The organism is Kitasatospora sp. NPDC048540 (assembly GCF_040651175.1).
GTDB lineage: Bacteria > Actinomycetota > Actinomycetes > Streptomycetales > Streptomycetaceae > Kitasatospora.
Genome location: NZ_JBEZIR010000054.1, coordinates 1 through 14387, shown reverse-complemented (window position 1 = coordinate 14387; position 14387 = coordinate 1). Strand labels below are relative to the sequence as shown.

Below are 14387 nucleotides of genomic sequence, written 5' to 3'. Positions count from 1 at the left end.
CCCGTGCACCGTCCCACCCCCGCCCCACCCGACGGCGACCGCATCGCTGGGCTCTTCGACCGCGCCGCAGCCAGCTACGACCGCGTGGGCATCGACCTGTTCCCCGCCGCAGGCCGTCTGCTGGTGGCGCACGCCCGCATCGGCGCGGGCGAGCACGTCCTCGATGCCGGCTGCGGCACCGGCGCGAGCCTCTTCCCGGCCGCCCGCGCGGCCGGGCCGCCGGGCAGCGTGACGGGCATCGACGCCTCCCCGGAGATGATCGAACGCGTCCGGCAGCAGGCCGCCGAGGAGTGGCCGCACCCGCTGCGCACGTACGTCGGCGACCTCGAGGACCCGGACCCCGAGGCGCTGCGCCCGCCGCCCGGCGGCTACGACGCCGTCCTGGCGGGCATGGTGCTCTCCTTCCTGCGCCGGCCCGACCGGACCCTGCGCGGCTTCCACTCGGCGCTGCGCCCCGGCGGGCGGCTGGCGCTCTCCTGGTGGGGCCCGGAGCCGCCCGGCTGGGACGGCGTGGTCGAGGCGACCCGGCCGTTCGGCCCGGGTACGCCCGAGGAGATCGAGCGCGGCGTACCGGGACAGCGCAGACCGCCGACCCCGGAGTCGGTCCGGGAGCTCGCGCTCGCCGCGGGCTTCGCCCGCGTCGAGCTGTACCAGGAGCGCCTGGCGGCCTCCTTCCGGGACGCCGACCACTGGTGGGCGTGGATGTGGTCCACCGCCGCGCGGGCGTTCTGGGAGAGCGTCCCGCGTGACCGACTGCCGGCCGCCCGCGCGGCGGCCGAGGACGCCCTGGCGCCGCTGCGCGCCCCCGACGGCACCCTGCCGTACGTGCTCACGGCGCATTTCGCCGTCTGCCACCGCTGATCCCCCACCCTCCGAAAATCCGTTTCAATGGCACGGCCGGCGGCGCCGGGCAGGAATTCACGAATTCCCGTCCGGCACCTCCGGTCATTTCGGCATGTCATTTTCCGGAACGCCGGACAATTTCCGGAGAATGCCATTCGGGACTTGCAGATACGGCTCGACCGGATCTATGGTTTTGACATCCGGTCAGCCGGACCGGAGATGGTGAAACACCATCAATCCGCGCTTCTTCCCGCCTCCCGACCTGGTGCTGACGCGACCTTCGGCGGGCCACCGGCCCCCAGGCGGCCATTTCCGAGGAAACTACGGAAACCGCCGCAGCCGCAGCTTTATCCGGCCGGCGGGCGTGAAGAGGCCACACCCGAAAGGAAACGTCATGAACAACTTCGACGACATCGACATCACCGAGCTCTCCGACGAGGAGCTGGACGACATCGTGGGTGGCCAGTTCGCCATCGCCGCGCACTGCGTCATCTGACACAGCACCACCTGACACCGCGTCGTCCGACGACGGTTTCCGGGCCGGGCGGTGATCCCGCCCGGCCCGCAGCGGCGGAGCCGACTCCGCCGCCTGTGCGTCCCGCCGGCGGGACGCACCCGGTGCCGGCGTGTGCCGGGAGTACTTTCCCGGCACACGCCGGCGACGCACGGAGAGGGAGCGGGATCGATGACCGGTGAATCGCGCTTCCGGCCCGAGGCGCTGGAACACCACCGCAGGCGCGACGGGCTGGGGCCGGTGCTCGGCCACTCCCACGCCCCGCCCCGCCCCCGGGGCTTCGCCGAACGGCTGCGGGCCGCCCGTACCCGCATCCCCGGCCGCCCGGGCGCCGAGCGGCTGACCGTCTGCTTCCAGACCCAGGTCAGCGACTGCGGCCCGGCCGCCCTGGTGACCGTGCTGCGGCAGCACGGCGTCGAGGTCTCCCTCGACGCGGTCCGCGCCCGCGCCGACTCCGGCCGCAACGGCGCCTCCGCCCGCACCCTGCTGGAGATCGCCCGCGAGTACGGCGTCAAGGGCCGCGGCGTACGCGCCGACCTGGACGCCCTGCGCCGGCTGCGGCCCGGCGCGATCCTGTTCTGGAACTTCAACCACTTCGTCGTCCTCGCGGGCGCCGGCCAGGACCACGTCGACGTCGTCGACCCCGCGTACGGGCGGCGCCGGCTCAGCAGGGCGGCCGTCGCGGAGTCCTTCACCGGCGTGGCGCTGGAGTTCGACCCGCCGCTGGCCGGCACCGCCAAGGCCGGCCGCGGCACCGAGAGCGCCGGCCCCTGGCGCCGACTGCGCCAATTCCTGCCGGGCCGCCGGGAGCTGGGCCTGCTGATCGCGGCCTCGGTGGCCCTGATGGCCTTCGAGCTCGCCCTCCCGCTCACCGCCGGGATCCTGGTCGAGCGGGTGGTACCCGACGGCTCCGCCACCACCCTGTGGGGCGCCGGGGCACTGCTCGCCGCGGTCGCGGTCCTCTTCCTCCTGCTCCAGCTGGCCAGGTCGGTCCTGGTGGCCAAGCGGCAGGCCGTGATCGAGAAGCGGCTCACCCTGGGCATCGTCAACCACCTGGCCGACCTGCCCTACGACTTCTTCACCGTGCGCAACCCCGGTGACCTCGCGATGCGGGCCCGCGCCAGCAACGTGCTGATCCAGGTGCTGAGCGTGACCGCGGTCTCGGCCGTTCTCGACAGCCTGCTGGTCCTCGCCTACCTGGTCGCGATGGTGCTGGCGGATCCGCCGATGGCCGCCCTGGTCGCCGGTCTGGTCGCCGTCCAGGCCGGTCTGCTGGTGGTCACCTGGCGACGGCAGACCGAGCTCAGCCAGGAGGTGCTGGAACGCCAGACCAAGGCTCAGGAGGAGCTGGTCGAGATGCTGGAGAGCATCTCCTCGCTCAAGTCCAGCGGCCTGGAGGGCCTGGCCGCGGAGCGCTGGTCGCACACCCTGGTCCACGAGGTCAACAAGCGCCTCGGCGCCCGCCGCAACCTCGCCCTGTTCACCTCCCTCAGCCGCACGGTCCAGTTCGGCGCCCCGCTCGCCGTCCTGCTCGCGGGCATCCGGCTGGTGCTGACCGGCCGCGACTCGCTGGGCGAGGCACTGGGGTTCATGACCCTGACGATCGCCCTGTTCATCCCGCTGCAGGGGATGTTCGACGCCGGCTCCCAGCTCGCCGCCGTCCGGCCCACCCTCGCCCGGCTCGACGACGTGCTGCGGGCCGCCCCCGAACCCCGCGGCGCGCTGATCGGCACCGGCGTCGCCGAACCGGGCCGGATCACCGCCGAAGGGGTCTCGTTCCGCTACCCCGGCGCCCCCAGGCCCACCCTGACCGACATCCGGCTGGACATCCGGCCGGGCCAGTTCGTGGCCGTCGTCGGCCGCTCCGGATCCGGCAAGTCCACCCTCGGCATGCTGCTGGCCGGGCTGTACGTCCCCACCGGCGGCGCCATCACCGTCGACGGCATGCCCTTCGCCGAACTCGACCGGCCGACCTACCGGCGCCGGATCGGCTACGTCAACCAGAACGCCCACCTGTTCGGCGGCTCGATCCGCGACAACATCCTGCTCGGCAGCGAGGACATCGGCGAGGACGAGCTGCGGACCGCCGTCCGGCTGGCACACGTCCACCGCGAGATCACGGCCATGCCGATGGGCTACGAGACCCTGGTCGCCCCCGGCGGGCACGGGATGTCCGGCGGCCAGCGGCAGCGGATCGTGCTCGCCCGCGCCCTGGCCAAGCAGCCGAAGCTCGTCATCCTCGACGAGGCGACCAGCGCCCTCGACCCGGCGCTGGAGGAGTCGATCATGCGCGACCTGCTGGCCGCCGGGATCACCGTCGTCATCATCGCCCACCGCCTCACCGTCCTGGACGACGCCGACCAGGTCATCGTCATGCGCGACGGCCGGATCGTCGAAGCGGGCCCGCCCGCCGCCCTCAAGGAGACCGGCGAGGAGTACCTGTGCCTGACCTGACCCCCGCCCGGCCCGCTCCCGGCACCCCCGCGCCAGGCACCCCCGTACCGTTCACCTACGAGCAGGACTGGTTCCACACCAAGACCCGTACCAGCGCCTGGGCCCACAAGAACGTCCGGCACGGCTTCGAGATCCTCGGCGACCTCGACACCGACGCCCTGCTGACCGCCGTCCGCGCCTTCGTCACCCGGCACGACGCCCTGCACCTGCAACTGCCCGCCGACCCCGGCCCCCACCCCGAGCAGCGGACCCGGCCGATCGGTGCGGGAGAAGAGGTCGTCGAGGGCCAGAAGGTCGCCGCCACCTCCCCCGCACAGTTCTCCCGCTACGCCTCGGCCCTGCTCTCCCGCGACTGCATCACCCCCTGGCGGTACGGCGAACAGCGGCCGTTCACCATCCGCCTGCTGCGGTACGACGCGGGCCGGCACGCCCTGCTCGCGACCTTCCAGAACCTGGTCTTCGACGGGCGGGCGCACCACCTGTTCGCCCACCAGGTCTGGCGCGACTACGAGGCGGTCCGGCGGGGCGACCCGGTCCCCGACAGCGCCCCCTCGTTCGCGGCGGCCGCCGCCCGGCAGCGGGCCGGCACCACCCCGGCCCAGCGGGACCGGGCGCTGGCCGACTGGCGCGAACGCCTCGGGTTCCTGGCCCGCGCCCCGTGGACCCGTCCGGACGGCGCGCCCGCCAGCGAGAGCGGCACACTCCGCGCCGAACTGGACGCCCGCACCACGGCGACCCTGCGCCGCGCCTGCGCCGAGCGCCGCCTGAGCCTGCTGCAGTGGACGGTCGGCACCTTCGTCCACGCGCTGGCGTCCTGCACGGGCAGGACCGAGCTGGGCCTTTGGACGTCAATGGACTCCCGGCCCTCCCGGGACCAGGACGTGGTCGGGATGTTCGCCGCCTCCTGCCCGCTGGTCGTCACCGACGCCGCCGGCGACCCCGACGCGGTACGGGGGCAGGTCCGCGCCAAGCTGCTGAACGCGCTCAAGCACCAGCGGCTGACCGCGCAGGAGATCACGGCGCTGACCCGGGAGACCGAGGCACGGCACGGCGTCCCGGTCGGCCGCGACCTCTACCTGAACCTGCGCCGGTTCGACGGCACCTACGCGGCCCACCGGGACACCGGGCCGCTGCGGGTCACCGCCGACGCCTACGGTCTGCGCCGCCTCGCCGTCACGGACATCCATGCGCTGCACCTGCGGTGCGCCGAGTACCGCGACCGCCTGACCATCGGCCTGCGCTTCAACGGGCAGCGGGTGGGCCGGCCACTGGCCCGCACGGTCCTGCAGGACGTGCTCGCCGCCGCCGACGCGCTCGCCCTGGACCACCGGATCGCCCGCTGAGCAGGCCCGTTCCAGCCGTCCGAACCGACCGCCACCCCTTGGAGGTGCCATGCCCCACCCGCCGATCGACGCCGTCCTGGCCGCGGCGAGCGAGGTGTTCGGCCGACGGGCCGAACCGACCGACGACTTCTTCGCCCTCGGCGGCGACTCCATCACCGCGGTCGAACTCACCGTCCGCCTGGAGGAGCTGCTGGGCACCGAGGTCGACACCGAACTGATCGTCGGGCTCCCGGACTTCGCCGCCCTCGCCGCCGCGCTGGCCGCCCGCGCGCAGGCCGTCCCCGTCCCGTCGACCCCCGAACACTGAGGAACCATGCGCCCCCACCTCTGGGACCCGTGGGCCACCGCGCGGACGGCCCCCGACCGCACGGCCGTCGTCGCCGACGACGAGAGCTGCACCTTCGCCGAACTGACCACCCGCGCGGACGCCCTGGCCCGCGCCCTGCGGGCCCGGGGCGTCGCCGACGGCACGGTCCTGTCCACCGACCTCCCCACCGGCCCGCGCTTCTTCGCGCTGGCCCTCGCCGCGCTGCGGTACGGCTACGGGCTGTTCCCGATCGCCCCGCAGCTGCTCGCCCTCCCCGAAGGCCCGTCCCTGCTGGCGGAGGCGGGCGGGGCGCTGCACATCACCGCGGCGGCGCCCGGACCGGGCCGACCCGCCCTGCCCTGCCCCGTCCTCGGCGACGACGAGCTGCTCGCCGCCGCGGCCACCACGCCCGCCGGGCCCGGCCCGGCCGCGCCGCCCGCCGCCGGGCACCTGGTCCTCGCCACCTCCGGCACCACCGGCGTCCCGCAGGCCGTCGTCCGGACCCGGCCCGCCCGGCCGTACAAGGGCGTCGCGGTCACCGAGCGGTACGGCGCCGGCCCGGAGCTCGGCCCGCACCTGATGGCCAACCCCACCTACCACCTCGGCACCCTGGGGCCCGCCCTGTACGCGCTCCAGGCGGGCAGCCCGGTCGTCGTCCAGCGCACCTGGTCGACGGCCGGGTTCGTCGAACTCGCCGACCGGTACCGAGCGGACAGCGCGTTCCTCAGCCCGGACCGGCTGACCGAACTGGTCGCGGCGGGCCACGCCCCACGCCACCGCTTCCGGGTGGTCTTCCACGGCGGCGGCGCCTGCCCGCCCGCAGTGAAGCGCGCGGCCATCGACCTGTTCGGGCCGGTCCTGCACGAGTACTACGGCACCTCGAGGAGCGTCCTGACCGAGATCACCACCCCGGAGTGGCTGGACCGGCCCGGTTCGGTCGGCCGCCCGCTGCCCGGGATCCGGATCGAGGTCACCCGCGACGGCCGGGTACTGCCCCCGGGTGAGGCCGGGGAGATCGGGATCCGGCTGCGCGCCGCCGACCGGGACCCGGGCGAGCCGCCGGTGCACGCCACCGGGGACGTCGGAATGCTCGACGCCGACGGCTACCTGTTCGTCATCGGCCGGGCCGGGACCCCGGAGGAGCTCTCCGCCGCCCGGCTCGAACACGGCGTCCGGCTGCTGCCCGGGGTCACCGACGCGGCCGTCCTCGGCGGCCCGGAACCGCTCTGCTTCGTGGAACACGGCGAGCGCGGGACGTTCCCCGACCCGGTACCCGCCATCGAGGACTCGGCCCGCCACCTCGGCCTGCCCGTACCCCGGATCGTCCTGACGCCGTCCGGCTCGCTGCCCCGCACACCCAGCGGCAAGATCCGGCGTGCCGACCTGGCCGGCCTCGCAGGTACGGCCCCGGACCCGGGCCGCGGATGACCCCGGCCCAGCGGCCCGTCACCGCCTTCGACCGGCTGGTCCGCCACGCCCGGTACCGGCCCGACACGCCCGCCCTCACCTGTCTCGACGGCGACCGGGCCCGCGACCTGACCTACCGCCAACTGCACGGCCTCGCCGTCGCGTTCGGTTCCCGGCTGGCAGCGCTCGGGGTCCGCCCCGGGGACCGGATCGTCCTGGTGCTGCCCAACGACGAGTCCTTCGCCGCCGCCCTGCTGGCGGCGATCGGGCGAGGGATGCTGCCCGTACCGGCGGCCACCCCGGCGACCTCCCGGCCCGAGGCGTTCGTCCGGCGGCTGCGCGGCATCGCCTCCGACTGCCGCCCCGCGCTGGTCGTCACCACCGCGCACTGGCAGGACGCGGTCCGCGGCGCGCTCGGCGGCCTCGACGTACCCGGCGGGGTGCACCCCTGGCCGGGGCCGGCCGGGGAGGACACCGACGCCGACCCGGCGGACCACCCCGTCGGGTCCGTCTCCCCGGACGCACCCGCCTTCCTGCAGTACACCTCAGGATCGACCGGCACCCCCAAGGGCGTCGTCATCAGCCACCGCGCGCTGGGCGGCAGCTGTGCCCAGGCCGCGCGCGTCTACCGCGAGAGCCCGGACGACGTGGCGGTGACCTGGGTACCGCTCCACCACGACATGGGGCTGGTCACCGGGCTGCTGCGCCCGCTGTTCGGCGGCTACCGGTCCGTGCTGATGCCGCCCGAGGCGTTCGCCCGCCGCCCGGGCGCCTGGCTGTCGGCCGTCACCGCCCACGGCGGGACGCTGTCCAGCGCACCCGACTTCGCCTATGAGCTGTGCGCCCGCAAGGTCACCGACCGCGAGGCGGCCACCCTCGACCTGCGGACCTGGCGGGTCGCGCGCAGCGCCGGCGAGGTGGTGCGGGCCGCCACGGCCGAGCGGTTCACGGCACGGTTCGCCGCCGCCGGCTTCTCCCCCCGGAGCCTGTGCCCCTCCTACGGGATGGCGGAGGCCACCCTCACCGTCACCGCCTGCACCCCGGAGCGTCCGGCCGTCCGGCTGGCCGTGCGCACCGACGCGCTGCGCGCGGGCGAGGTGGTCCCGGCCGCGCCGGGGGCACCCGCCACCGTGCTGCTCTCCTCGGGGACGCCGCTGCCCGGCACCGAGGTACGGGTGCACCGCACCTCCGCCGGTCCCGGGGGCGGCCCGCGCATCGGGGACCTCGCCGTGCGGGGGCCACAGCTGTTCAGCGGCTACTGGCCCGCGGCGCACCGCCCGGACGGGTGGCACCCCACCGGGGACCGGGGGTTCACCCACGACGGGCACCTGTTCGTCGTGGGGCGCGGCGATGACGTCCTGGTCCACCACGGCAGGAACTTCTACCCGGCGGACGTCCTCGCGGCCTGCGAGCAGGTGCCGGGGGTGCGGCCCGGGCGCTGCGCGGTCCTCACCGTCGCGGACGCGGACCCCGACGGCCGGGTGTGCCTGGTGGCGGAGCTCGCGGACAGCCCCGGCACGCCCCCGGCCGAGCAGGTGGCCGCCCGGCTGCGGCGGCACCTGGCGAACTCCCTCGACCTGTACGTCTCCGAGGCCGTCCTGCTGCCCGCGGGCGGGCTGCCCGTGACGACCAGCGGGAAGGTGCGGGTCGCCGAGACCAGGCGGCGCCTCGAGCGGGGGACGCTCCCCCGCCTGTGAGTGACCGATCAGGAACCAACCAGCGGAACGCAGAAGGAAGAGGAACCGTGCACGCTCCGACACTCGCCCAGTGGGTCGGCGACCCCACCGGCTTCGGCACCGCTTACTGGCGCCGGCGGCCGGGCGTCTTCCGGCCGGACGGGGGCGTGCGCAGCCCCTTCACCCTCGCCGACGTCGATGCCGCGCTCGCCACCGGCTACCTGCACGAGCCGTACGTGGAGATGACCCGCGCCGAGGACCCGCTCGGCCCCGACGCCTACCTGACGCCGCGTGCGGTGTACGACGTCCCGTACGGGGGGTTCGCCGACGAGACGAAGATCCGGGCCCTGCTGGACGACGGCGCGACCCTGCTGATGCGCCGGATCGACCAGTGGCACGGCCCGACCCGTGACCTGCTCGCGCAGCTGTCCGCCGAACTCCAGCTGGCGGTCGAGGCGTTCTGCTTCGTGACCCCTCCCGGCACCCAGGGCGTGCCGCTGCACCGCGACGACGCCGACGTCCTGGTCCTCCAGCTCAACGGCAGCAAGTCCTGGGCCGTCCACGAGGGCCCGGCGGACGGCCACTGGCGGCACGGGCGGGTCGACGGCGAGCCGCCGGCCGAGGTGCTGCGGACCACCCTCCGGGCCGGTGAAGTCCTCTACATCCCGCGGGGGTTCGCGCACCAGGCGGTCGGCAACGCGGGTCTCTCGGTGCACCTGTCGCTGACCATCCGGGAGATCAACCTGGGCGACCTGTTCCGCAGCCTGCAGAAACTCTCGGCGGCGTCCATGAAGGTCGAGTCCCGTCCGCTGGACGACGATGCCGTCCTGGCCGCGGCAACCGCGCTGCTCGACCACGTCCGTACGGCCGTCGCCGGCCTGACGCCCGAGGACCTGATCCGCCACGCCCGTCGCCGGAAGCTGGCCGCCCTGCCCGCACCTCGCGCCCCGATCTCGCTCGGCGCGCTGGCGGCCGGGTACGACACCCCGGCCTGAGCACAGCCCCCGGATTGCGCCGGCCCGGGCGGGCGCGGCAGGATCGGCCGGTGTTCGAACTGATCCCCGGCACCGGGGTCGTCCTGCCCGCCGGCGCCGGCCTGCTCCGTTTCGGCCTGGAGGACCGGGCCACCGGCCGAACGCTGGCCGCGCTCGGCGACGCCCGGGCCGTCCCGATGCTGGACGCCACCTGGAGCCGTACCGCGCGGCACCACGACGTCGAACTCGCCATCGGCTCCGACGAGGTCGACTGGGACGCCCTCGAACCCACCGACCCGCTGCTGCGCAGCATCGTGCTCAGCCGCGCCCGGCCGGCCTCCTGCGGTCCCGCCGTCACCCCGGTCGTCCTCGACGGCATCGACCTCTTCGGCCACCCCGCCACCGAGGTGCTTGATGTCCTGGGCCGCGACCTGCCCGTCGGCCTGTGGCTCGGCTCCCCGCCCCGCCGCGGTTATCTGACGGTCGTCCGCCTCGCCGCCGCCCACGGCTGACCGCCAGCACGGCGCCGGGGTGTCATGCGGTCGGACTTGCGGAGGTGCTCAGGGTGCGGCGGACTGCGCTGCGGAGCCAGTGGTGGGCCCGGTCGGCCGCGTGGCGGGGGTGCCAGGCCATGCCGATGGTCACGGGCGGCAACTCCAGCGGGATGTCCAGGAGTTGCAGCCCGAGGGCGGTAGCGTCGCCGGTGAGCGGCGAGGGGGCGGCGCCGGGTGGTGCGGCGGGTACCAGGCAGACCAGGTCGCTGCGGGCGGCGAGGGCCATCGCCGCCAGGTGGCCGGGGAGGACGACGCCGACCCGCCGGCGGAGGTTCTGCTCGGCGAGGGCGGTGTCGAGCGGGCCGGTGAACCGGCCGCGGCGGCTGACCGCGACGTGCCGGGCGGTGGCCAGCCGGGCCGGGGTCAGCGGTCCCTCGGTCAGCGGGTGGCCGGGCCGGACGGCCGCGACCATGCGGAGGGTGACCAGTTCCTCGACCCTCGTCTCGGGGTCGACATGGTCGATCGAGCCGACCTCCAGGTCGATCCGGCCGTCGCGCAGGGCGGGTCCGGCCTCCAACTCCTCGGCCAGCAGCCGGAACGACACCCCGGGCGCCTCCTGCTCGGCCAGGCGCAGCAGCCCGGGGGCCAGGGCCGCGCCGACCAGGTCGGCGGCCTGGAGGGTGAAGGTGCTGCTCAGGGTGGCGGGGTCGACGCCGGTGCCGGGGCCGAGCAGGGCATGCAGGCTCCGCACCACGGCCGCGGCCTCCTCCCGCAGGGCCAGCGCGCGGGGGGTGGGGACCATGCTCTGCCCGGCCCTGACCAGCAGCGGGTCCTGGAGGGTGCGGCGCAGACGGGCGAGGGTGCGGCTCATGGCGGCGGGCGAGGTGTGCAGGCGCGCGGCGGCCAGGGTGACGCTGTGTTCGGTCAGCAGGGCGTCCAGGGCGATGGCGAGATTGGCGTCGAGGGTCGCATCCGGGCTGTTCACCAGCATTATTCCGTTCCGGTCAATGATTCCGTGCTGAAGTTCCCATTGTGGCAGCACTGGGATCCTCCGCAGGATGAGGGACGTACCGACCGGCACGACCTACGAGGTTTTCATGATCGTCATTACCGCTCCCACCGGGAACATCGGCCGCCACCTGCTCTCCCTCCTCCTGGAGTCCGCCCCCGCCGCGGGCGAGGAGCTGCGCGTGATCGTCCGCGACCCCGCCCGGCTCCCGCAGCAGGCACGCGGACGCGTCGAGGTGTTCGCCGGCTCGCACGGCGACGCCGAGGTCGTCGACGCGGCCTTCGAGGGTGCGGACGCCGTCTTCTGGCTCGCACCCCCGGACGCCTCCCTGACCCCGTACGAGGCCTACAGCGGCTTCAGCACGCCCGCCGTGAAGGCGCTCGCCGCCCACCGGGTCGGCCATGTCGTCGGCGTCTCCGCGCTCGGCCGCGGCACCGCGCTCGCCGGCCGGGCCGGCCTCGTCACCGCCTCCCTGGCCCTGGACGACCTGATCGCCGACAGCGGCGTCGCCTACCGGGCCCTGGCCAACCCGTCGTTCTTCGAGAACCTCCTGGAGGAGGCCGACTCGATCCGCGACCGGGGCGTCTTCACCGACTCCGCCGACGCCGACCGCAAGGCACCCCTCGTCGCCACCGCCGACATCGCGGCCGCGGCCGCCCGCCTGCTGCTGGACCGCTCGTGGACCGGCAGCGGCAGCGTCCCGGTCCTCGGGCCGCAGGACCTGTCCCCCAACGACCTGGCCCGCATCATGACCGAGCAGTTCGGCCGCCCCGTGCGCTACGAACGCCAGCCGCTGGAGGAGATGCACGCCACCCTGGTCGGCTACGGCCTCAACGAGGTCTTCGTCCAGGGCGTCGTCGACATGAAGCGGGCCAAGGACCAGGGCCTGGACGCCGGTGTGGCGCGCACCCTGGACACCGCCTCCCCCACCGGTTTCGAGGACTGGTGCGCCCGGACCCTCAAGCCGGCCGTCCTCTCCTGACCCTCGAACCCCTGAACCCCCTTCACCCTGGAGGCACCCCGATGCCCACCGGAACCGCCGAGCCCCCGGTCACGGCGTTCATGCTCGTCAAGACCACACCCGAGTGGCTGGCCCTGACCGTCCAGGAGCGCGTCGACGCCTTCACCACCGAGGTCCTGCCGGTGATCGAGGCCAGGACCACCGGCGTCCGCTCGCGCTTCTACGACACCGAGTTCTACTCCGCGCGCGTCACCGACGTCTGGGTGTGGGAGGCCGAGGACCACCGCGCCTACCGGCTCCTCATCGACGCGCTGCGCGAAACCCCCTTCTGGGACCGCTACTTCGAGGTCGTCGAGCTCCTCGTCGGCACCGAGAACGGCTACGCCCGCACCTACGGCCTCGAGCCCCTCGCCACCATCACCACCTGACCCACCGCTCCCCGCCCGCCTCCTAGGTGGCGGTCCGTGACAGGCGTGGCACCCTGGTTGTGGAGCCTCCGAACAAGGTCGCCGACCGGGTGACCAGCGCACTCGAAGGAGCTCGGACCATGACCAGCAACGTCGGCGGGACCAGCGCGGCGCAGACCACCGGACGGCCCTGGGCCACGGGGTGGACAGTCTTCGCCGCCGTCATGATGATCTTCGGTGGCACCATGGCGATCTTCGAGGGCATCGCCGCCATCGCCAAGGACGACCTCCTCGTCGTCACCCGCAACTACTCGTTCTCGATGAACACCACCGGCTGGGGCTGGATCCACCTCATCCTCGGTGTGGTCCTGGCACTGACCGGCCTGGCCCTGTTCAGCGGCGCGACCTGGGCCCGGGTGGTCGGCGTCGCGGTCGCCGGACTCGCGATGATCGCGAACTTCCTGTGGCTGCCGTACTACCCGTTCTGGGCCATCATCCTGATCGCCATCGACGCCTTCGTGATCTGGGCCCTGTGCGCGGGCACGACCCGTACGACCGGCTAGGCACCGCCAGCAGTCCGCCCCGGACCTCCCCGCAGGGGTCCGGGGCGCATTCGCGCGCCGGGCCGGCCGCCCGGTGCCCGCCGTCGGCGGCGACAGGTGAGGGATTGGCTCCTCGAGCGCCGGATGGGGCAGAGTGAGCGCATGACGGCGCAGACGGGCGGGCGGGAGCGGGAACAGGCGGTCACGGTACGGCGACGGCCGGTGCAGCAGCGCAGCCTGGAGCGGTACGAACGGCTGCTGGACGCCTGCGCCGGGCTGCTGGACGAGGTCGGTGCGACCGCGCTCACCACCAAGGAGGTCGCGCACCGCGCCCAGGTGCCGATCGGCACCCTCTACCAGTTCTTCTCCGGCAAGGAGAGCCTGCTCGCCGCGCTCGCGGAACGGAACCTGGACCGCTACCTCGACCGGCTGGGCCGCCGGATCGCCGCCGAGTCGCCGCCCGGCGTGGCCGGGTTCGTGGATCTCGCCGTCGAGGAGTTCGTGGCGATGAAGCGTGCCGTGCCCGGCTTCGGGCACCTCGACTTCGGCCTGGTCGACCGCTCCGCCGCCGGGCTGCACGACGACGAGCACCTGCTCAGCCCCGAGCTCGACAACAACGCGGCCGTCGCGCTGCGGATCCAGGAGATCGGCGCCGGGCTGCTCGACCCCACCGCCTTCCCGCTCGCCGTCCGGGTCGGACTGGAGTGCGCCGACGCCGTCCTCAAGCTGGCCTTCCGCACCGACCCGGCCGGCGATCCGGCGCTGATCGCGGAGTGCAAGCGGCTGCTGCGCTGCTACCTCTCCGATCCCTCCCCCGCCGCCGGGCCCGCCCGGTCCTGAGCCGGTCCCGAGCCGGGTGTGACCCAGGCCATCGCGGCGCCCGCCGACCGCTGACCGGCCGTCCGGTGCACCGTCACGCTGCGTCGACAATGTGCGCGGCCTCACAGGCGGATCCCGGTGACCGGGGCCACAAATCGCCCTCGGAAGGCGCCGGCGAGCGGCGTCCGGGCCCGTGATTCCGGGGGTCCGGGCGCCGCGTTACCTTCGGAAACACCTCGCTGAACTGGTACTTCTTCGGAAATCCTTGTGCCGCCCCCGGGGCACCCGTAGCTTCGAAACCAGTGCACAGCGCACTCCCCGGGTTCACCCCCTGGCGCACCACCCGCTCCCGTACGGGAACTGCGGCCGGTGCCCGCCCGTCCGACGGCCTCGTGCCGCGACCGGCGGAGGCGGTGACCACGGCAGCACGGTCCGCACCCTGCGTGACCGGCCGCCATGCGTAGAGACGGACCGGCCGGGCCCCCTTGCGGGGCGGGTGCGGCACGCCTTCCCCGAGGACTTCGAGAGGATTCACTTTGACTTTCCGTAACGAGACTTCCGCTGCCACCACCACCGCCACCAAGCGCAAGCGCGTTCGGATGGCCGTCATGGCGGGTGCGGTCATCGCCCTGCCGGT

Annotated in this window: 13 protein-coding genes; 12 read left to right on the top strand and 1 reads right to left on the bottom strand. The window is 74.3% G+C overall.

Translation table 11 applies throughout. The features are described from left to right. The first annotated feature begins 3 nt into the window (after nt 1-3). The 8 genes from AB0D08_RS21525 to AB0D08_RS21490 all read left to right on the top strand — a co-directional run bounded on the left by AB0D08_RS21525 (nt 4) and on the right by AB0D08_RS21490 (nt 10030). Nucleotides 4-861: a class I SAM-dependent methyltransferase gene (locus AB0D08_RS21525; protein ID WP_051812503.1), complete on the top strand. Its 858-nt coding sequence runs from the start codon at nt 4-6 to the stop codon at nt 859-861. A gap of 667 nt (nt 862-1528) precedes the next feature. After that, nucleotides 1529-3811: a peptidase domain-containing ABC transporter gene (locus tag AB0D08_RS21520; protein ID WP_359890700.1), complete on the top strand. Its 2283-nt coding sequence runs from the start codon at nt 1529-1531 to the stop codon at nt 3809-3811. Next, entirely contained in the window at nt 3799-5154 is a 1356-nt protein-coding gene (locus tag AB0D08_RS21515; RefSeq protein WP_359890698.1) for a condensation domain-containing protein, read from the top strand. The genes AB0D08_RS21520 and AB0D08_RS21515 overlap by 13 nt, the downstream gene beginning before the upstream one ends. A gap of 49 nt (nt 5155-5203) precedes the next feature. Beyond that, entirely contained in the window at nt 5204-5461 is a 258-nt protein-coding gene (locus tag AB0D08_RS21510; RefSeq protein ID WP_359890695.1) for an acyl carrier protein, read from the top strand. Nucleotides 5462-5467: 6 nt separating this feature from the next. After that, nucleotides 5468-6889 carry an AMP-binding protein gene (locus tag AB0D08_RS21505; protein ID WP_359890692.1) on the top strand — a complete coding sequence of 474 codons (1422 nt, stop codon included), beginning with the start codon at nt 5468-5470 and terminating at the stop codon, nt 6887-6889. Further along, on the top strand, nt 6886-8565 hold the full coding sequence (locus AB0D08_RS21500) for an AMP-binding protein (protein ID WP_359890690.1): 1680 nt from the start codon (nt 6886-6888) through the stop codon (nt 8563-8565). Before AB0D08_RS21505 ends, AB0D08_RS21500 begins: the two co-directional genes overlap by 4 nt. A 47-nt stretch (nt 8566-8612) precedes the next feature. Continuing rightward, complete coding sequence (locus AB0D08_RS21495) at nt 8613-9539, top strand: cupin domain-containing protein (RefSeq protein WP_359890687.1); 927 nt, start codon at nt 8613-8615, stop codon at nt 9537-9539. 50 nt (nt 9540-9589) lie between these two features. Beyond that, nucleotides 9590-10030 carry a hypothetical protein gene (locus AB0D08_RS21490; RefSeq protein ID WP_033820656.1) on the top strand — a complete coding sequence of 147 codons (441 nt, stop codon included), beginning with the start codon at nt 9590-9592 and terminating at the stop codon, nt 10028-10030. Between the two features lie 22 nt (nt 10031-10052). Here the strand turns inward: AB0D08_RS21490 and AB0D08_RS21485 are convergent, their stop codons facing one another. Continuing rightward, nucleotides 10053-10997, bottom strand: coding sequence for a LysR family transcriptional regulator (locus tag AB0D08_RS21485; RefSeq protein ID WP_359890685.1), 945 nt, complete (start codon nt 10995-10997; stop codon nt 10053-10055). 112 nt (nt 10998-11109) lie between these two features. On the opposite strand from AB0D08_RS21485, the gene AB0D08_RS21480 reads away from it, so the two are divergent. The 4 genes from AB0D08_RS21480 to AB0D08_RS21465 all read left to right on the top strand — a co-directional run bounded on the left by AB0D08_RS21480 (nt 11110) and on the right by AB0D08_RS21465 (nt 13771). Next, complete coding sequence (locus AB0D08_RS21480) at nt 11110-12003, top strand: NAD(P)H-binding protein (protein ID WP_033820667.1); 894 nt, start codon at nt 11110-11112, stop codon at nt 12001-12003. A 41-nt stretch (nt 12004-12044) separates the two neighbouring features. Then, nucleotides 12045-12410, top strand: a complete 366-nt coding sequence (locus tag AB0D08_RS21475; protein WP_359890682.1) for a darcynin family protein — start codon at nt 12045-12047, stop codon at nt 12408-12410. Nucleotides 12411-12529: 119 nt separating this feature from the next. After that, the gene (locus tag AB0D08_RS21470) at nt 12530-12952 is read left to right on the top strand and encodes a hypothetical protein (RefSeq protein WP_033820658.1); all 423 of its coding nucleotides are present in this window, start codon (nt 12530-12532) and stop codon (nt 12950-12952) included. 141 nt (nt 12953-13093) lie between these two features. Further along, nucleotides 13094-13771, top strand: coding sequence for a TetR/AcrR family transcriptional regulator (locus AB0D08_RS21465; RefSeq protein WP_051812508.1), 678 nt, complete (start codon nt 13094-13096; stop codon nt 13769-13771). The last annotated feature ends 616 nt before the right edge of the window (nt 13772-14387 follow it).